Annotated in this window: 17 protein-coding genes; 4 read left to right on the top strand and 13 right to left on the bottom strand. The window is 41.5% G+C overall.

The window, feature by feature from the left end; all coding sequences use genetic code 11:
- Window positions 1-29 precede the first annotated feature (29 nt).
- The 3 genes from KHM83_RS05510 to KHM83_RS05500 all read right to left on the bottom strand — a co-directional run bounded on the left by KHM83_RS05510 (window position 30) and on the right by KHM83_RS05500 (window position 2991).
- Window positions 30-971: an OmpA family protein gene (locus tag KHM83_RS05510; RefSeq protein WP_213235908.1), complete on the bottom strand. Its 942-nt coding sequence runs from the start codon at window positions 969-971 to the stop codon at window positions 30-32.
- Between the two features lie 17 nt (window positions 972-988).
- Window positions 989-1930, bottom strand: a complete 942-nt coding sequence (locus KHM83_RS05505) for a hypothetical protein (RefSeq protein WP_213235907.1) — start codon at window positions 1928-1930, stop codon at window positions 989-991.
- A gap of 167 nt (window positions 1931-2097) precedes the next feature.
- The gene (locus KHM83_RS05500; RefSeq protein WP_213235906.1) at window positions 2098-2991 is read right to left on the bottom strand and encodes an alpha/beta fold hydrolase; all 894 of its coding nucleotides are present in this window, start codon (window positions 2989-2991) and stop codon (window positions 2098-2100) included.
- 238 nt (window positions 2992-3229) lie between these two features.
- Here KHM83_RS05500 and KHM83_RS05495 point away from each other — a divergent pair, with 238 nt between their 5' ends.
- Together KHM83_RS05495 and KHM83_RS05490 are read left to right on the top strand one after the other, a co-directional pair.
- Window positions 3230-4678, top strand: a complete 1449-nt coding sequence (locus KHM83_RS05495; protein WP_213235905.1) for a sensor histidine kinase — start codon at window positions 3230-3232, stop codon at window positions 4676-4678.
- Between the two features lie 80 nt (window positions 4679-4758).
- A complete protein-coding gene (locus KHM83_RS05490; protein WP_213235904.1) occupies window positions 4759-5451 on the top strand; it encodes a response regulator transcription factor in 693 nt (230 codons plus the stop codon).
- 179 nt (window positions 5452-5630) lie between these two features.
- On the opposite strand, the gene KHM83_RS05485 is transcribed toward KHM83_RS05490, so the two are convergent.
- The 3 genes from KHM83_RS05485 to KHM83_RS05475 all read right to left on the bottom strand — a co-directional run bounded on the left by KHM83_RS05485 (window position 5631) and on the right by KHM83_RS05475 (window position 9463).
- On the bottom strand, window positions 5631-6587 hold the full coding sequence (locus KHM83_RS05485) for a D-2-hydroxyacid dehydrogenase (RefSeq protein ID WP_213235903.1): 957 nt from the start codon (window positions 6585-6587) through the stop codon (window positions 5631-5633).
- Between the two features lie 118 nt (window positions 6588-6705).
- On the bottom strand, window positions 6706-7929 hold the full coding sequence (locus tag KHM83_RS05480) for a 6-phosphofructokinase (RefSeq protein WP_213235902.1): 1224 nt from the start codon (window positions 7927-7929) through the stop codon (window positions 6706-6708).
- A 28-nt stretch (window positions 7930-7957) separates the two neighbouring features.
- A complete protein-coding gene (locus tag KHM83_RS05475; RefSeq protein WP_213235901.1) occupies window positions 7958-9463 on the bottom strand; it encodes a carboxypeptidase M32 in 1506 nt (501 codons plus the stop codon).
- Window positions 9464-9699: 236 nt separating this feature from the next.
- Between KHM83_RS05475 and KHM83_RS05470 the strand changes: the two genes are divergently transcribed.
- Window positions 9700-10200 (top strand): SEC-C metal-binding domain-containing protein, encoded by a 501-nt coding sequence (locus KHM83_RS05470; RefSeq protein WP_213235900.1) that lies wholly within the window; start codon window positions 9700-9702, stop codon window positions 10198-10200.
- A gap of 249 nt (window positions 10201-10449) precedes the next feature.
- On the opposite strand, the gene KHM83_RS05465 is transcribed toward KHM83_RS05470, so the two are convergent.
- The 3 genes from KHM83_RS05465 to KHM83_RS05455 form a co-directional block, all read right to left on the bottom strand.
- Window positions 10450-11409, bottom strand: coding sequence for a 3'-5' exoribonuclease YhaM family protein (locus KHM83_RS05465; protein WP_213235899.1), 960 nt, complete (start codon window positions 11407-11409; stop codon window positions 10450-10452).
- 396 nt (window positions 11410-11805) lie between these two features.
- Window positions 11806-12549 carry a peptidylprolyl isomerase gene (locus KHM83_RS05460; RefSeq protein ID WP_213235898.1) on the bottom strand — a complete coding sequence of 248 codons (744 nt, stop codon included), beginning with the start codon at window positions 12547-12549 and terminating at the stop codon, window positions 11806-11808.
- A 77-nt stretch (window positions 12550-12626) separates the two neighbouring features.
- A complete protein-coding gene (locus KHM83_RS05455) occupies window positions 12627-13784 on the bottom strand; it encodes an HDOD domain-containing protein (RefSeq protein ID WP_213235897.1) in 1158 nt (385 codons plus the stop codon).
- A gap of 325 nt (window positions 13785-14109) precedes the next feature.
- Between KHM83_RS05455 and KHM83_RS05450 the strand changes: the two genes are divergently transcribed.
- Window positions 14110-15507 (top strand): DNA integrity scanning protein DisA nucleotide-binding domain protein, encoded by a 1398-nt coding sequence (locus KHM83_RS05450; protein ID WP_213235896.1) that lies wholly within the window; start codon window positions 14110-14112, stop codon window positions 15505-15507.
- A gap of 77 nt (window positions 15508-15584) precedes the next feature.
- On the opposite strand, the gene KHM83_RS05445 is transcribed toward KHM83_RS05450, so the two are convergent.
- From KHM83_RS05445 to KHM83_RS05430, 4 genes are read right to left on the bottom strand one after another with little or no spacing between them, the layout of a single operon-like run.
- A complete protein-coding gene (locus KHM83_RS05445; RefSeq protein ID WP_213235895.1) occupies window positions 15585-17492 on the bottom strand; it encodes a complex I subunit 5 family protein in 1908 nt (635 codons plus the stop codon).
- 9 nt (window positions 17493-17501) lie between these two features.
- Window positions 17502-18950, bottom strand: a complete 1449-nt coding sequence (locus tag KHM83_RS05440) for a complex I subunit 5 family protein (protein ID WP_213235894.1) — start codon at window positions 18948-18950, stop codon at window positions 17502-17504.
- On the bottom strand, window positions 18947-19171 hold the full coding sequence (locus KHM83_RS05435; RefSeq protein WP_213235893.1) for a hypothetical protein: 225 nt from the start codon (window positions 19169-19171) through the stop codon (window positions 18947-18949). The genes KHM83_RS05440 and KHM83_RS05435 overlap by 4 nt, the downstream gene beginning before the upstream one ends.
- The gene (locus tag KHM83_RS05430) at window positions 19122-20441 is read right to left on the bottom strand and encodes a complex I subunit 5 family protein (protein WP_213235892.1); all 1320 of its coding nucleotides are present in this window, start codon (window positions 20439-20441) and stop codon (window positions 19122-19124) included. The genes KHM83_RS05435 and KHM83_RS05430 overlap by 50 nt, the downstream gene beginning before the upstream one ends.
- Between the last annotated feature and the right edge of the window lie 24 nt (window positions 20442-20465).

Genomic DNA, 20465 nt, shown 5'->3' with positions numbered 1-20465 from the left:
ATCTTCATGCTCTGACAATATACTTTTGACTATTCACCTTCAAAGACTTTAATCGAGTCCTGAAGATATGTGTCAATAATGTTTTGTACATGTGAATCTTTTAAGATTACACTGATTTCAATCCGTCTGTTCTTCGCATAATCAGCTTCTGACGTGCCACCGGTGACCGGTCTGTACTCTGAAAGCGAACTGGCCATGAAGAAACTGCCATATCGGCTGTCCAAATTACTATTTGCACTCATCAGATAATTGACAACTGCTGTTGCACGTTTTGAACCGAGCTCTCTATTATAAGAGCCGCTGCCGCGTTCATCAGTATGTCCCTGAATGTTAATGGCATCGATACTCGCCCTGATTTCACTGTCTTTCAGTACTTCTTCAAAGGCGTTGGCAAGCTGCGTTAAAAGAGCCTGCCCTTCTGGCTTAATATCGTAGGAATTTGTATCAAAGACAAGGCTCTCGTTGATGACGATGTTCCCAGTGTCTGAAATCGTAACCAGCGGCTCACCTGCCTGATTCGTTTCACCTAGTTTTTCTTCTATTGAATCTTTAACCGCCGTCAGTACGTCCAACCTCAATACGGCGATCCCCTGCAATTTTTGTCTTAAATCTCCCAGCTCTTGATTACTGCTGGCAATAACTTCTTTCTGTGCATCAATTTCCTCTTGTGAGAGCTTCAATGCAATTTGACCTTCCTCAACCTCTGCCATCGTCTTATCGAGTTCCACTTTTAACAGCCTCAAATTGTTCTCTGCCTGTGAAATTTCGAGCTTACTGGATTCCAGCTGTTTCTGCGTGTCATCCAGCTCTTTTCGCATAAATTCTAAATTTTTGCCAGTGACAATGTTATTGATATACATGAGGAACATGACGAAAAAGAGTATGATCGCAATGGTTGAAATCATATCTGTAAAGGAGGGCCAAAAATTTTCCTGTTCTTCGTGGCGTTGACGTTTTCTTCTAATCTTCACCGCTGCCTCCCTTCGTGCTATTCGTTTTTATTCGCTTCCTTCACATCTTCCGTAAAATCGTCAAAGACGACGGACATTCGTTGTATATTGGTTTTCAGGTGATGGTTAAACTCTGAAAAGTCACGAATATTTTCAGAAAACTGTTGAATGGACTGATCGAATTTATGCATGCTCTTCTCAATGGAATCCGAGGTGTCTTTCATGTTGTTGCTTGCGACGGTCAGACGATAACTCATAGCTGATGTCACTTCTTCAAGTGATGCTGCCAGTCTGTCGCCCAGACTTTCAAATGCCGTTTCAAGCGGCGTTTTACCGTGTTCGTCAACTTGTGTCATATCCGTTGATTTCTCACCGAGTGTATTATCAAGGTATTCTTCAACAACAGCTATATATTGTTCTTTAGTCTCCGTCGTTCCGACGACAATCGTTAGGACATTAACGAGAATTGAAGCTGTAATCCCAAAAAGTGATGTGACAAACGCCACAGACATGCCGTTAATGGAGCTTAAAAGACCACCCGTAATGGTATTGACGTCGCCAAGTACCGCTTCATTAGTTGAACTTAGCAGGCTAACGAGCTCAGAAATCGAAAGTGTCAAACCAAAGAAAGTTCCGACGAGTCCCAATATAATCATTAATCCGGAGGATCTGCCAATAAAGCGTTCGCCAATATTGGTTTTGCTTAAAAAGGTATTCATATTCTTTTCGATGATCGCCAGTGTATTGATTTCCTTTATTTTTAGTGTCTGTGCCGACTTATAGTCATCGACAATGGCATTGTTGAGTTCACTTTTAAAAATAAGTTCCTTTCGATTGTCGTGATCGAGCACATCATACGTCAGTACTAAATATTTTGTTTTAATGCGCGCCAGTGCCCAAAGTGTGATAATCAGGATGAGTACAATCAAGCCAATAATGATCTGACCGACTGGATTCATCGTTAATATCATTTGTATCATAGTGACCTCCTCTGTTTGCTTTTCTGCATTATTTATGATATGTTTGGCAATTTTATCCTCAAGTTATCCTTGCGCCTAATTCTATGATAGCATAAGGTTTTGACAAAAAAATGAATGTAAACGAATCATAATACGAATTTAAGATATCTTTAATATAGTCCACATCATCAGCTCTCGAGCATTTCGACAACCGCTTTAAGAATTGCTGCTTGATTTTTAACCAGAGACAATTGCGAATCACCAGGCATTACAATGTAGTCAGCATCTTTGAATAACGCTCTAAGTGCTGTTTTCTCCGGCAGGTTCTGTTCGTGATCACGATGCGATTCTACCAGTGTTACTTTGGCTTTCATCTCTGAAAAATGTTCTTCTTCAAAGACATAACGATCCCAGAAATCCTGCATAAAGCCGTAGTTGGACATCATTTCCTGTTTTGATGTATCGTACAGCATCTCTATAAAAATACCTTCCCAGAAAAGGCGTTTTGAGGTATCATTCTGAAAAAGCGTGAAATTCTTTTGCAGTTGTTTTGAAAACTTTTTCTGGAATCGCGCGAAATTTAAAAAGCGAATGGATTTGATAAAACTCTTCAGCGATTTTTGATTGCGTCGACTGGTCTTTGCTGGAACATCTTTCGTTTTTGTCACTGCGTGCGTCAATACGATTCCCGCAACCTGTTCCGGCATTTTAGACGCTAGCGCCTGTGCCGCAACCGTTCCAAATGAATTGGCAAAGATATAAAACCGATCAATTTGCTCGCTTCGAATAAATTGCATTAGTTTCAGAGTTAAATCTTCAATGCCGGTTGCCACCGGATAATCTATCGCGATAACCTGGTAGTATTGTGTCAATTGTTCAAAATATGGATAAAACGTCAGCGCTTTTCCCGTCGACCCAGGCAAACAAAGTAAAACCGGGCCTTCCCCCATTGTGTAATAGGGAATGCCATCTGTTGATACTCGCTTTGGATTGGCCTTACAAAAATCAGCATAGGGAGCAAAGTCCACGTCTTGAACATTTGCATAAAAATTATCTTTTAAAGTGGCGATCTCCAAGTGCATTTGCATCTCCTTATCTCAATCTATTCTTTGACCAAACGATGCGCCTATGATTTTCACCATTGTTCACATCGTTTGATTTGACTTCATGCTTTTCACATCGCATCATAGGTTCAGAACAATTTTTATGTCTGCTCTTATTATACCTGTATCGTTTATAAATTTGTTATTTTTCATTTAGAAATTAGCAAGGATGTTATAATATAATAGAGTTATCAATGGTTTTATGACTGGAGCGCCCATGAAAATTAAAACGAAATTCATCATATCGCTAATGCTGTTAATCGTCCTGCCGGCGATCTCAACAATTCTGATCACCAGCAACGTCCTCAGTGACAACTTGGACTTCATCGACTTCTTTGACAGCTATTACGATATTTTTAACAATTTTTCAGAACTCTCTTATGAATTTGAAGACTTTATTGAGCCATATATCAATTCACCTGAGTATTTTCTGACAGATGATTTTATGACAGTAGTTGCCGATGAGTTCAGCAGCGCTTTTATTCGCATTGAAGTTTATGAAAACAATCAGTTGGCGCGAACGACTTATACAGATAAAATCGTTTTTAACAACGTCTTTGAAGAATGGATTTACAATCGGGAAATCAATTTATTGCCAAACGAGCAATATTCCTTAAAGCATTTACACTTCGATCGGCTCAACAATGGCCCTATTGATTTAAAACTCACCGTTGACAGCGGACGTCTGGAGATAGCCTATCGCGTATTTGAGCGTGTATTCTTACTTCTCTACGCCCTTTTCAACATTGTCATTCTCTCCATTATCCTCTCGTGGATTTCAAATCCCATCAAGCGCAGTATTCGACGCCTAACCTATACGACAAATGAAATTCGCAAGGGCAATCTCAATGCTGAACTGGAATACAACGAAAATGACGATTTTGAAGGGCTTGCTGAAAGTATTGAAAGCATGCGGCAATCCCTCAAGCGTTCTGTACAAAAACAACAGGTTCTCGAAATAGAAAAAAAAGAATTGATCGCCAATTTTTCACATGATCTGCGAACACCTATCACCTCCATTCGCGGCTATGTCCAAGGCCTGCGAGATGGCGTAGCCCGTACGGAAGCAATGCAGCAGGAATACCTCGATACCATTGCCGCCAAAACAGATATGCTCGAAAGCCTTGTCAATGACCTTTCTGAGATGGCAAAGTACGATCAGCAAGGCATTCAACTAAAGCTGCAGCTCATTAACCTTCGCAACTTTCTCTTTGACTGCGTTGACGAACTCCAGCGCGATGTAAAAAAAGCCGGCGGCGTGCTATACTTACATTACATCATCAAAGACACTTATATATACGCAGATCCTGAAAAGCTCATGCGCGTTTTTATTAACATCATCGAAAATGCAATCAAATACCGAGGCACTGATCCTATAGAAATTGTTATTTTGGCCAACCGAGATGATGATGGTGTTCTCATCAACATCTCTGATAACGGAATCGGCGTCCCAGAAGATGCGATCGACAGGATTTTTGATCGATTCTATCGCTCAGATAAATCACGTAATCTCAATATCAAAGGCAGCGGAATAGGTCTCAGTATCTGCCGTGAGATTATCGAGCTACACGGTGGTCGCATGACTGCTTACAGCAATAAATCAAAGGGACTCACGCTGTCTATTCGCATCAAGGCTTATAAATCAGACAAAGTACAGCCTTATTAAACCATTGTCGCAGGGTCATCTTGCTATTCGCCGTTCAACCTTTTCAGGCAATTGCCTCATTTATAAAATTGGAGATAAAAATGGAAAAAATTCTCGTCATTGAAGACGATAAAAGCATCGCCAGACTTCAAAAGGACTATCTTGAAATTAATGGCTACGCCGTCACTATCGAAGAAACAGGCGACATTTCTAAAATCATCCCTTTGCTTGACGATGTTAATCTCGTCATTTTGGACTTAATGCTGCCAAAGGGAAACGGCATTGAAATTTGCAAGCGTATTCAATCGCTTAAAGACATCCCCATTATCATCGTCTCTGCCAAAGATCAGGATATGGACATCGTACTGGGCCTAGGTGTTGGCGCCGATGATTATATGACAAAGCCCTTTAGTACCAATGAGCTAATTGCCCGCGTGAAAGCACAGCTCAGACGCTATAAAAAAATGAAGTCATCCCCTGCAAATGCCTTTGACGATGCGAATATTATGATTCGCAATATGAGCATTAACGAAGTCACAAAGACCTTTACAGTTGACGGCATACAATTGGACTTAACGCCAAAAGAATTTGATATCATACTCCTTCTGGCTAAAAATAGAGGACGCGTTTTTTCAAAAGAAGAAATATATGAACGCGTCTGGAAATACGACAGCCTCGGTGATGCTTTTACCGTAACGGTACATGTCAAGCGCATTCGCGAAAAAATTGAAACTGCTTCTGAACACGCGCAACTTATTGAAACAGTCTGGGGGGTGGGGTATAAAATTGTCTGAATGGCATTTCATTATCCCTGTTGCAGCATCGTCATACAAGATTAAATTGATAATCGCACTTTATCCGTTTATCAGTCGGACAAAGTGCGATTTTATTTTTAAGTTCATAGACATTTGTATCATAGATGGCTGTTCGTCGAAATTAAACATTTAATCCTTACTGTTTTTTACATAACGCTTTATGAAACGATATTTAAGCGTTCACCCTTCATAAAAGCGCGAATATTGTCTGCGGCAATTGTCATTAGTCTCAACCGCGCTTCTTTTGGCGCCCAAGCGATATGCGGCGTTATAAAGCAATTGTCCAAATGGTAAAGTGGGTGGTCTGCCTCCGGCGGTTCCAGTGTCAAAACATCAAGGCCTGCTGCAAAGATCGTCTTCTGCTTAAGCGCTTCATACAGTGCCGTTTCATCCATTAGTCCACCGCGTGCCGTGTTGATAAAAATGGCGCTTTCTTTCATCATTGCCAAGTGTTCTGCGTTGATGATCTGTTCCGTTTCAGGTGTAAGCGGACAATGCAAGCTGATGACGTCCGAAGTCGTCAAAACGGTTTCCAGCGACGTATATTTAAATTGCGCATGTTCGTGTTCAGGGTAATGCGTGCGATTATAGGCAATGACTTGCATGCCAAAAGCAGCTGCCATCTTGGCCACCGTCATGCCAATCCGCCCCGTTCCAATTAAGCCCAGCGTCTTGCCGGACAATTCAATAAGCGGGTGCTCCCAAAAACTAAAATCAGGCTGTGCTGCCCACGCGCCTTCCTTGACCAATTGCGCATGCTGCCCCACACGACAGGCGATTTCAAGCATAAGTGCCATGGTATGCTGGGCAACGGCGTCCGTCCCATAAGCCGGAATATTGGTCACTGTAATGCCACGCTTTCTCGCGCTCTCAACATCTACAATGTTGTAGCCGGTAGCAGTGACGCCAATGTACTTTAATTTGGGCAGCGACGCCATAACAGCATCGTCAAAAGTCAATTTATTTACCAACACAATTTCTGCATCTTTAGCCCGTTCCACGATCTGATCCTGCTCACAGCGATCGTATATTTCGATATCCCCCAGTGCTTCCAGCGGACCCCAGCCAATATCGCCGGGATTAATCGTATAACCGTCCAGCAATACAATTTTCATGATCCATACTCCTGTTCTTCAAAAATCCGTCAAACCTCATTAATGCCATCTTTCACGATGGTCATTTTATACGAAAGCGTTTTGCACATCCATGCAAAACGCTTTGTGTTTTAAACTATTATTTAATTAATTTCTCGACCATCTGTGCTCTGAGCCGCGCACCATGCGGGAAGCCTGAACCAATCAGCGGTTTTGCATATTTAAAAAATGCTTCTGTCACATAGTTACCGGCTTCATTAATATAAGAAGGATCCATATGCTTCGTCTTTGCCGCTATCTGTTCGAGTTCAAGCAAACGGTATGCTACAGCATAATCACCCGTTCTTACAATGGAAACTGAACCGTCAAGACCATCATCAAGTGCATATTGAACGGCCTTTTCACCAACTTCACGTGCTTCCATCTGATCAACATCCGACGTACAGCCAAGGAAAGATCGCTGGATGTATCCAAGTGTATCGGCGCGAACGCGTTTAATCCCAAGTTTCAATTTTACTTCTGCAACCAACAAGTCGCCAAGCGCGCCTGTACCGGAGAGCTGAACATTGCCATGTGCATCTTTTTCAATATGCTCCTGTAGCTTGGTTACAATCGGAACACCATCTTCATCCTGAATGCCCTCAGACACTGCGATAATACATCTGCCATATTTGTCATAAGCTTCTTTGACATCATTGATAAAGTGCTCAATGGTAAATGCGCGTTCCGGCAAATAGACCAAATGCGGTCCATCATCATTATAAACTTTACCGAGAACGGAAGCCGCCGTTAAAAAGCCGGCATGCCGCCCCATGACAACGCCAATGTATACGCCGCCCAGCGACTTATTGTCAAAGTTGACACCGGAGAATGCAGAGGCGACATATCTTGCCGCAGATCCGTAACCAGGTGTATGATCACTCATGACGAGGTCGTTGTCTACTGTTTTTGGTATATGAATAGCCCGAAACTCATAGTCATCTTTTTTAGCTTCCTCTTTGATAATTCTAACGGTATCCGACGAATCGTTGCCGCCGATATAAAAGAAGAAACGGATATCATGCGCTTTCATCACCTGAAACATTTTCTGGCAATAAGCCGCGTCCGGTTTCACACGCGTCGACAGCAATGCGGATGCAGGCGTTTTTGCCACCGCTTCAAGATTCGAACGCGTTTCGCCTGTCAAATCGAGAAACTGTTCTGTGGCAATACCTTCAACGCCGTGCAGTGCACCGTAAATTCTGTCGACCTGCGGATATTTTTTTGCTTCAAGGACGACACCCACCAAAGATTGGTTAATGACGGCTGTTGGTCCACCACCCTGTGCGACGAGCACATTCCCTCTAAGACCATGGTTGCTCATTAATAAACCTCCTCACGATTATGCTTCATTACAGTTGATATAATGCTGTATATTTCTTTTCGAGATAATCACAATAATAATCGGCATTTAGCGGTTCACCTGTAATCTTCTCAATTAAAACGGTTGGATCGTACAATGCGCCATATTGATGAACCTTATCGTTGAGCCATTTTGTAATCGGCTCAAAATCGCCTTCTGCAAGCAGTGTTTCAATCGCTAAATCTTTCGACATGTAATGGTAAAGCTGTGCGGCATACGCACTGCCGAGTGCATAGGTTGGAAAATATCCAAACAGCGCTTCCGCCCAGTGTACATCCTGAAGAACGCCTTCGCCATCGTTGGATGGCACCACGCCTAAATATTGTTCCATTTTATCATACCATGCTTTTGGAAGGTCCGCTACACTTAACGTCCCACTGATAAGCGCTAATTCGAGCTCATATCGCAGTAGAATGTGCAGTGAATACGTTAATTCATCTGCTTCTGTTCTAATGAGCGATGGTTGAACGATATTGACAGCACGATAAAGATCCATTTCGCTAACTGTTTTAAACTGTTCTGCAAAAGTCTCTTTTAAGATCGGATATAAGTGATGAATAAAAGCCTTGTTTCGGAAAAAATTGTTTTCGTAAATCCTAGACTGCGATTCATGAAGGGCATTGGATGCACCGGTTGCAATTGGCGTACCGCGCAAACGCTTGTCGACATTTTGCTCATAAATACCATGACCGCCTTCGTGTACAGTACTAAGCATCGCCGACAATAGATCATTTTCATAAAAATGCGTTGTCAGCCGCACATCTTCAATATCCACGCCCATGGTAAAAGGGTGTATGCTTTCTTTAAACAGGCCGTGATCACGCTTAAAGCCAATGAGATCCAATAGAGTCTCGCTAAGATGCTGTTGTTTTGCAACTGGATATGATGCGGTCACAAATTCAGTGTTCGGCTTAGGCAAGGCAATAATCTTTTTCAATAGCGGGACGAGACGCGCTTTAAGTGTTTCGAAAAAAACATCCAATTGATCGACAGTCATCCCCGGTTCATAATCATCAATAAACAAATTATATGGATGACCTGAATAGCCGCGATACTCGGCAAACTTTTTCATCATCTCAACGGATTTTTCTAAATAGGGCTCAAATTGATCATATGCCTCTGCTTCCTTGGCATCTTCCCATGCTGCGGCAGATTTTGTAATATGTGCCTGAAAAGCTTCGTATTCATCAGCTGGAATTTTTGACACGCGATTGTGTTCTCTCTGATAATGTCTGATGAGCGCATTTGTTATCTCGTCACATTCGTCAGGCACCGCTGCGAGCGCATCAATACATGCATTAAATTCAGAATCCGTCATTATGCGATGATAAAAGCTGCTGATGACGCCAATGGCATTGCTTCGCGCTTCTACGCCACTCTTCGGCGCACCTGTTGAAGCATCCCAAAAGACGATGTTCGATGTATAATCCAAACCTTGTAATTGTTTAATATAATGGTGGAACTTTTCTTTTGTCGCATTGATGTCTTTGCACATACTCGTTCTCCTTTTTCTTCCGCGGCGTATTTTGCAATTGCACGTTTCAAGACCCTTTCGCCTCTGTCGTACCAGCGGCAGATTTAAAAGGCCATGCGCTTCGTTATGCGCTAATGACTCAGTTCTAATACCGTATGCCATCTCAATCTTGATTATAACAAAAAAAGTTTCCAGTTGAAACCGTTTAGCGAGTATGATAGACTTAACACTGGAAAATTATGAAAGGAGACATTTCGATGTCACTATTTAAAGATTGGACGGCCCTTTTGGAAGGCAATGGTGCGTCAGATGAATTTTGGAATCAATATTTGGCGCAGGAAAAAGACATTTACGAAGCTATACTCACTGAAAAAACAACACAATTGAACGATACCGTTGCTGCTTTTGGCGAAAAGCACGACCTTTCGCCTACACTTGCCGTCGGTTTTCTCGACGGAATCAACACGAGCTTAACCGAAGCGCTCGATTTAGACAGTTTTACGGAAGAGACGGCATTTGATGCTACGATCGATTTCGAAAAACTCTATTTTAACATGCATAAAGCAAAAGCAGAATGGCTCTACTCTATTTCGGCATGGGATGACATTCTCACCAAAGAGCGTCAAGCAGAGATTAAAAAGGATTATAACCGTTCCGTAACCGTTGTTATTGAAAACAAGATCGGTAGAAATGATCCATGCCCGTGCGGCAGCGGCAAGAAGTTTAAAAAATGCTGCATTGACAAGGGAATCTACTAATCACACAGCTGTTATTAACGTCTAAAAAGTCATTTTCTATAACAATACAAAAGTGCGATTTTCGGTTTTTCGCTTATATTCAAATAACATTCAAACGGCAAAGATCTTAGTATGATCCTTGCCGCTTTTCATTGTCACCTCTCAACCGTTCACGGCTAATTAAGAAATTAGCCGATATTCTATTTAAGACAACCCCCTCATCCATACAACTACGAATGAGGGGGTTGCGTTTTTGCTTTTTAGTCTCGTCTAATTTTCATCCGTTACAGCAAACTTCGACCGATAGAGCCGTCTTCTGTCGAGGACAAAGATTGGATCGGTAAACTGCTCAGCTTCCAAATCTTTCAGCGCTTTGTTCATATCGTACATGCGTGCATCGATCATATCGATGTAATGCAGCAATTCACCTTCTGGAATCAATGGTTTCTTTGGACTGCCAAATTCCGGCTCATAATGGTGCGCAAGAATCATATGCTGAAGCAAAAGTGAAACTTCAGGGTCTATTTTAAGGGCTTCTGCCGTCTTTTCAATTTTCTTAATGCCCATGATAATATGGCCTAAGAGCTGACCTTCTTTCGTGTATTCTCCAACAATGCCAAGCTCATTGGCATCCATTTCATTCAGCTTTTCGATATCGTGAAGAATGATGCCTGCCAAAACTAAATCGCGATTGCAGTTATGATAAATATCGCACAGTGCATCACCTGTTCGAAGCATGCGAATAATGTGATAGAGCAAACCGCTCTTAATCGCATGATGATTGGACTTTGCCGCCGGATAGTACATCAATCTGCTCTTGGATTCTTCCAAAAGTGCCAATGTCAGCTTTTTAAAATCTTTATGCGTCATTTTGTTGATATAAAATAAAATTTCATTAAACATCGTTTCCGGATCAATTGGCGCAACTGGAATAAATTGACCATAGTCTACTTTATCTTCAGGTTCTACATTGCGGATTTTAATAATCTTCAGCTGCAACGTCGATTGCCATTGGGTAACAGTCCCCATGACTTTTACCAGTTCACCCGGGTTGTAAATATGTTCAATATCGCCTTTGACATCCCATAGCTTCGCATTGATGTCACCTGTGACGTCTTGAAATGTAAAATCGATATACGGCTTGTTTGCACTAGAGGTTTTCACATTTTTCGCTTTAATCAGGAAAAAGGTCGTCACTTCTTCTCCCACTTTAAAATCTTTTATCAACACACCCCTGCTCCTTTGTCTAGACTGAATAACCTAACTTTACTCATGTCTATTATAGCACAACTGCGTTCGCTGCACCTACCGTATCGCACCATTCTATCCGCTAATCTGTCGTTTGGCGTTAAAACATGCCGTAATGATCAATTTTACCAAGCCCTTTAAACAAGATAATGTAACACGTTTCTTGAATTATAGACCAACAGAAACCTTAAAATAGGACTTTAAAATAGAAAATTAATCCGGAAATAACCATCAAAAAACCGATTTCGACATATTTAACAATGTCAAAATCGGCTGATTTTTCTCGCTGCTCACTTTGAAATTCGATTCAACTGGCTGCGACGATCTTCGTAAAACATCCGCAACCGCGTTTTATATGCAAAAACACTTTAACGTTTTCTATAACATCTCAACTGTATATTTGCTCTTTAACGCTTCTACCTTTTCAAGGTAAGTCGCATTTTGTTTCTGAATGAGCAATTGCTGCTTAATCTGAGCTGCAACGGCATCAAATGACTGCACAGCCGCTTCTGTATAACCTGTTTTCTTGATAATATGAAAACCAAATTGTGTTTGAACGGGTTCAGAAACCGTATCGGTTGCCATTTCAAATGCAGCTGCTTCAAATTCAGGTACCATTTGACCTTTTTGGAAAAAGCCCAAATCGCCGCCGTTTTCTTTAGACGGGCATGATGAATATGTTTTTGCAGCTTCTTCAAAAGACAAGTCACCTTTTAACGCTTCTTGAACTTCATTGGCTTTTTCAAGGGTATCAACCAAAATATGTGATGCCTTGACTTGTTCGCCAGATGCAAAATACTGCGTATTGGCTTCGTAGAAAGCTGTTGCCTCATCATCTGTTACCGCTACACCTTCAATAAGATTTTTTATATTGAACTGTTTAAGCAGGTTTTCTTTTGCTTGATTGAGTTCCACCTTGAAAGCCTCAGTTTCTTCAAGCTTTGTATCCACCGCTTCTGCGTAGAAAAGCTCTTGGTAAACCAATTCATCCAAAAGGCGTTTCATTCCCTCATCACCTTGAAACTGCGATTGAACCTGCTGTCCAAGTGTTTGAAAGAACATGTTTAAATCATTTTCAGTAATGGCTCTGCCATTTACTTTTGCAAGTACTTTATCCGACATAATCGTCTCCCTTCAATCAATAGCTATGCTCACTATCATAACAAATTTTCTTGTAAAGCGCCATGATAAAGCGAGAATTATCCAACATCGCGCTGTTTAAACTGTTCGTAAAATGCATCAAATACCGATTTCGGAATGCCCATTTCCGAAAAAACCAATGCATTAAGCGATAAGTCAGCATCATCTACACCAACGATTTTCCATGCATAGTAATCGGCAATATGCATGCTCATAATGAGTTCGCAGTTGACGATGTTTTCATTCATCGGGTCGTGATGATAAAGTGCCGCTTCGATCACCGGTATTGGTAATCCCCACAAATCCAGTAAATGTCCCCCTAATTCTTCATGACTAAAACCAATCTGATCTTTTTCAACTAAATAGATTTCATGATCTGAAGACTGCTTGAGAATATCTCTCAGTAACTGCGGAAAATTGCACATGAGGACAATATTGCCGACATCATGTAATAACCCAGCGGCCGATATATTGTTATTCAGTTTTTTTCCAAGCACTTCAATATACAAGGCATTGAGTATTTTATTAGCATAATTAACATGCCGCCAGTGTACTTCTTTAAATTCGGGATCAAGTCCGTTATTGTCAAAGACGGCATTCGTCAATATAATGTTTTTAACATTGTTGAGCCCTATGTACATAATCGCCTGTCGAACAGAGCCCGTCTTCGCATTATAAAAAGCACTATTCGCCAGTTTCAGCACATTGGTGGCAATGGCAGGATCTTCTTCAAGTCGTGTTGATATTGCATCCACTGAGGCATTATTTTCAATAAGGCCTGTCAAGACATTATAAATTTTGGGAAGTGTCGGCAAGTGCCGCAGATTAGATACTAAGTTCAGCAGTTCGGCATTATTAATCCGTTCATCAATTTCGATGAGTTTCAATACCATGAGGACGAGTTCGGATATATCCTGATTCTTACGCCAACTCATCTGCGCATGCGCGTTGCCCTTAAATGCCATTCCATATTGATGATTTTCAATATTGATGCGGATAATTTTAGGGTAATGCTTTTGTAAAAACTTTAGATATTGTTCATTTTCATCCTGATTGGCAATGTCGACAATAACCGTATTAAAATTTTCTGCTTCAAGCGGCAAATAAGACGCTTCAATGTGCTCCACCCACTTAAGTGCATAGTGTTCTGGATTAAAACGCCTTTCAAACTTACCAAAAAATGCAACATCCTTTGATATGAGCATTATTTTCTTCATGAATGACTCCTCAAGCTAGTCTGTTTATCAATCTATTCTATTATACCCTATCCCAATTTTAAATTCACAAAATAGTTGAAAATTCTTGTCACAGAGGCTGTTGGTATGTTAAAATTGATATATTAATAACAGCAATTATTATCATCTTAAATTGTACCTCCCTCTGAGAATCCCTATGTTACAATTTAACTTGATAATTAATTGATATAGTCATTCCTTAATAATACTAGAGTTTCCTTGCTCTAGTATTCTTTTTTTATTGCTTACAAACACTGTCTTTATGGTATATATTGAATAAGAACTGGGATATGATGGAGGGATGAGTTTGTTAAATGCATATCAATTAACAGGTGCTTTTGAGCCCTATATCACACAAATTTTCAAAAACGTCGATGAAGAGCTGATTCCCGAAATGGGCGCCATTACCTTTCACATCGCTTCCAATAACCTCATTATGACATATAAAGATAAGGCTTTTACCTTCAAAACAGATCACGAACAGCTCGAAACGCTTTATGAAAAAAAACACGAACTTCAGGCATTCATCGAACTTATGCCGGATTTTGACCACGAGTGGCATCAAATAGTCATAACACAATTTACATTAACCCGTCAAAATCTTATTGCGTTTCTGCTCGTCTTTGACCGAAAAATGCTCTCACCTTATGAACGACTGCCTGTAAACAGCCGAACGGTAAACCGATCAATTATTGATGCCATTATCGCTGAAACACTGAGCATTCTTAATGAAGGAATCCGCACACTTGCCGAAGGGGAAGTGTTTTCACCGCCCTCAGTCGTTTCGTTAATGCGTGCTGCCGGCAAATCACTGTTTACAGAGCTGCTCGATGCGCCGCAAAGCGCCGCACCATTTGAAAGCATTAGTAAAATCTCTTCATTAAGTTATGAAAAGACTTTTAGCAACGGCAAAATACTACTGGCTTCTCTGGATGATTTGACTAGGCTTACCCGCAACAGCGCCTTTGAACGAATCGTCTCTTTTGAAACTGCCATACCACTTCATCGGTTACGGCATATTCGCAAAATTTTGGAACTATCTGGAGATGATATTTATCTGCTTTCAGACGGGGAATATATCTACGGCACCGTTCGCATCCTCGATGCTGTTGAAGCGTCACGGTATCTCAATCAGCTGCTAACCATTGAGTTTAGCCATTATGCAAGCTGGCAGCTATCGTACAACCTCGTCCGCCTCTTTCAAGTCGTCCATGAAGAACTGTTTATTCCCAAACCCAAAATCAGTTATTATAAATTCAGTCGGACACTTCGCGAGCTCTATCCAGAATTTAATGCGAAGCATACCCTACAGCTCTACAAACTGATTTTAGAAGCCTTTAAACAAATTAAGGGCACCCTTATTGTATTGTCTAAGAATGCCCGCAGCGAAGCACTTCGTTTAAAAAATCAGGGATTTGTCATTGAACCCAAACCACTTTCCGAAAGCGATATTCAGTCCATCACACGTATTGACGGAGCCATCCTCATGGACTTGGACGGCGTCTGTCACGGCATTGGCGTTATTCTCGACGGCATCGCCACTGAAAAAGGCGATCCATCAAGAGGTGCTCGGTATAACTCTGCTATTCGCTACGTTGAAACCGTCTCTCACAACACCACTTATGCAGATGTCATCGTCATCGTCATCTCCGAAGACGGCGATGCCGATATGATTACAAAACACACATTAAATACGATCTCATAAAAAAGCGTTGTCTTAAACAGTTTTAATACTGAATAGGACAGCGCTTCATTATTTTGCATTAATGTTTAGATCAATGTTTAGATCAATGTTAAAATCATATAAATGAGCATGGTTGCTAAAAGTGCCAAAATCATACTGCCGCTGACTGTTTTTAGCCAGCGCATTGCATCAAAGCCAATACTCTTCAGTGTATATTCTCGATCTGATATCGTTTTAAATTTAATATTCGAACTGCGCAGCAATGCTGTCATCATATGTGTAAAGAGCAGCGAGAGTCTAGCGTCAATTCGCATAATCGCCCGCGGCATAATGTGAAGGACAAAAGCCATACTCGGCTGGTACAAAAGGCGCTCTGCACTGATCCAGTGCATTGAAGGATTCACGTACATCCACTTACCATTTTCATTTTTTCTAAGCAGTCCGTTGATGAAGAAAACGTAAATCAGCCCGCCAAACAAAAAGATCACAGCACTGTGCATCAGGTTTTCCACTTCATAAAAGGCATAATGAAATTGACGTGTTCCGCCTAAGTGAATCGCGGCATCTCCCAACGCCGATAAAATCATTGATGGATGTGTTCCTTCGTAATAAATGGCAAAAGCCAATAGAAACAGCGGGAAATAGATCCACTTATTGCTGGTCTTTGGCGGTGTTTCTTCCGCTTTCCAAATAAATATGGCCACCATCATCTTTAATGCATAGGCCACTGTAATCATACTGCCTACATCAAAGAGAATCAGTAAAAAGCGATAAAAGAAACCGTGTATTTCGACATAGTGTTCCAACGCATGATATAGCAGTGTCTTTCCCAAGTAACCATTGAATCCCGGGAACGCTGTAAGACCAAGAACACCCACGAGAAAGAGTACAAACAGAATATATTTGCCCCTGCCAAATCCCTTCAAGTTATTTAAACTCAAATCCTTGACCAACGTATAGATAACGCCGGCACATAGAAACAGCAGCACTTTGTAGATACTATGGTTAATAATATACAGCAGTGTACCGTAGGCTGCATAGTTTTCATCAACCCCCAGCAGTGCCACACCCAACAAAATGAAGCCGATTTGGCTCATCGAGCTAAAGGCCATAATCCGCTTTAAATTCCGCTGATACATAGCCATAATACCCGTCAGAATAATATTGGCATAGGCAATAATCATCAGCATTGTGGCAAAATAATGATCGAGTCTCAGAAAATCATTTGCTACCATGATAATGCCGAATACGCCGCATTTCAGCATGACACCGGACAATACCGCAGAGGCAGGAGACGGTGCCGCCGGATGGGCTTTCGGCAGCCAAACATGCAGTGGGAAACAACTTGCCTTAACCGCATAACCAATGAAAATCAGAATGGCAATCACGTATTTGATATAACCCATCCCCTCAAAAATAGCACCGACTTCGTCAATCATAAAAGTCCCCGTATAGGCATAGAGCATAAAAATGCCTAGAAGCTGGACTAAGCCGCCGAAAATTGCCATGTTCAGGTAAATTGAACCCGCTTCATGAGAGTACTCATCTTCATCGTGAATAATCAATAGATACAATGAAATGGTCAATATTTCAAAGAACGTAAACATATTGATGATATTGGCAGAAAGGAAAAATCCAACCGTTGCTGACAATGTCAGTGTAAAAAACATAAAATAACGATTTCGATGGTTGTACTTGATCAAATAAAGAAAGGAATACAACATGGTCACAAACCATGCAAAAACGGCAATGGCCACAAATACAAAGCGATACAAATCACATTTTAATACAAATCCCGTTCCCATAACGCCTGGAATCGTCAACCAGATGACTTCACCGGTGCTGACAATACCGTAGATCTTATAGGTGATTAAGGCCTCTACCACCATCATACCTATCAGAAAGAAATTGCGGTATGACTCTCGAATCATGCCAATCCAATAGCTGACGACACTGGCAATCATCGGCATGAAGATGATTATTAAAAGCATTGTACTGACTTTCATCTCACCCTCCTATATGTTCAAGTAATTGACGACATGCTGGTTGATAAACGTCAACAGCGGATTTGGAAAGAGTCCCAGTAAGAGACACAGCAACACGAGCACAGCAATTGGCACGCGCATACTCAGATCCATTGGTACAATCTCGCGTTCTGTTTTCGGCGATTTAAAAAAAGCATTAATGCCGACCGGCATTAGGTATAGCGCCGTCATGAAGGCGCTGAAGAGCATGACGAAAATAAACGGCATCTTTGCCTGCTCAATGGCGCCGAGGGATAAAAACCACTTGCTGACAAAGCCGTTGGTGGGCGGCAAGCCCATAATAGAGATGGTTGCAATCATAAATGCACCAAAGCTAAAAGGCAGTTTTTTACCGTAGCCATCAACTTCATCAAAATCTGTAATCTTCGCATTTTTATAAAAACTGCCAACGCAGAAAAACAACGACATTTTAATAACAGCGTGATTGACGAAATGCAACAGCGCTCCCGTCAGCGCAATGCCATTTGACATGAGTATCCCGAGCATGATATAGCCAAGCTGACTAATTGTAGAGTACGCCAGCCTTCGTTTAAGATTTTTTTGATGATACGCCAAAAAGGCCCCAACGAGAATAGAAACCGTTACCATGGTAAGCAATGCATTCTGCAAGTAACCATGCGCATTAAGAAAAGCCGCACCAAAGAGGTAATAATTCAATCGAAGCATCGCAAAAATACCCGATTTTACCACGGCTACAGCGTGGAGCAACGCACTAACAGGCGTTGGCGCCAGCATTGCCGAAGGCAGCCAACTATGAAATGGCACCAGCGCCGTCTTCACACCAAATCCCAAAAACAGAAATAAGTAACTGATCACGAGGGTATCCCCATAGACACTCGCCTGTGAAAACGGCGTAAAATCCAAATTGCCAACATTAAAAAAATAAACGCTCATACCGACGATTACGAAACTAGAACCAACAAAACTGTAAATTAAGTATTTATTGCCCAAGCGAATGGCCTCTTCTGTATTTCTAAAAATTATGAGCGGAAATGTTGTAATGGTCAATAATTCGTAAAAAATATAGAGCATCATCAGGTTGCCTGACACCGCAATGCCGATCACTGCCGTCAGCACACAGAGCATATAGCTGTAAAAATGATGCGCGCGCGGCTCGCCCTTCATATAAGAAAAACTGTATAGCGTCGCCATGAGCCATAGAAAAATCGCCAAACTGCAAAAGATAATTCCCAATCCGTCTAATCGAAAGTGAAGACGAATAAGATCAATCATCTGAACACTGACGAGTTCAACATTTTGGCCGCGGATAAGCGCCTGTAAAATTAAAAAAATCTCAACGCCCAGCGTCGTCAACACCCATCCCTTTGAAAGTTTTTGCCGCTTCTTTGGTAAAAACTCATGAATGACACCAGAAGCAAAAGGCAGGAAAACCATGGTGTACAATCCAATTGCCGTCATATGTACACCCCCCCTGTCATCACTGCTGCCATTAGTTCCTTGGCATTAATAAAGTGAAAAATACTATTGGCGAAAAACCCCATCAGCACCATGATGCCAATGAGAAACACCAGTGGCAAAACCTCTCTAAAGGGCTTTGCCGTCACTTCAAAGTGCCGCATTTCAATATTTTCAGGACCAAAAAAGCCATTGATTATAATCGGTACTATAGTACGTTGCATTTAAAATCGCACTAATAAGAATGACAAAAAGGGGAATAACACTGCCGCTTGTCAACGTTGCCAGCGAAAGATTCCACTTCGTGATAAATCCTGGCAAGATTGGGATGCCAACCATGGATATTGCACCAAGTGCAAAACAGCCAAGCGTAATCGGAAGCTGTTTACCGACACCCTTCAATCGCTTTATTTCAGTGGTTCCCACCTGCTCGTACATTGAACCAACGCTCATATAGATAGCCGCTTTGGTTACCACATGTGCCAGCAATTGATACAGTGCAATGCGAATGCCGTATTCATTGCCAATGCCAATGGCTAAATAGACATATCCCAGCTGCGAAATCGTTGAATAAGCAATCATTTTCTTAAGATCCTGCTGGTGAATTGCAAAAATAGACCCACTGAGCATACTGGCGATGCCTAGGATAACGAGGACGCTATTTAAATGCAGCGCATTAAACAAAGTGATACCATAGCCGCTGAACACGAGCTTCATCATCACAATTGGCGAAATTTTGATGGTCACCGCCGAAAGCTGTGCGCTGAGTGGTGCCGGTGTCGTCGCAAAGAGATCCGGCATCCACGCAAAAAAGGGAAAGAGCACGCCATTGACACCAAGACCTACGATACACAGTGTCATACTGAGTGTATAATAATTGGCATCCTCTGACTGAAATGTGTTGAGTGCCGCATGCAGCATTTCAAAATCCATCGCATGCGTTTTGTACACCATCATTGCGAGACCAACAAACAATAAAAACAGTCCAAAGAGATTCATTGTCAAAAACCTTAGCTTCTCATAAGGTGCCGCCACTTTATTTTTAATCTGAATCATGTGATAGGCAGCCATGATAATGATGACATAGGCAACATACAGTGTTACAAACGTGTCTGTAAAAACTACAATGGTAATCGCCGCATTCATAATATGCATCAAACTGTAATACGTCGGAATTTTTGAAGGATCAATATATTTGCGTAGTGAATAATTGGAGAACCAAGTGATGGCGGCAATCGTCATATAGAAGACGGAGATCACCAGAACGCTTAAGGTACTGATAACCTTAAACCCTAACACCTGACTGAGAAATGACGGATACAAATAAGCACCGTAAGCATTGATATAATAAAAATTGAACAGCATCAGTATAAATGCAATAAAGAAAATACCGCCGCTGATCTGATGAATCATATGTACGCGTTTGGTTCGCTGAAAATAGAATGCGCTGACCAACAAGAGGACAACGCAAAATATCGGACCGTATCTAATCATACAAGCCTCCCGTCAAAAACATCA

The sequence above is a fragment of the Fusibacter paucivorans genome, from assembly GCF_018390735.1.
Taxonomy (GTDB): Bacteria; Bacillota; Clostridia; order Peptostreptococcales; family Acidaminobacteraceae; genus Fusibacter; species Fusibacter paucivorans.
This window is presented reverse-complemented; position numbering and strand designations above follow the sequence as displayed.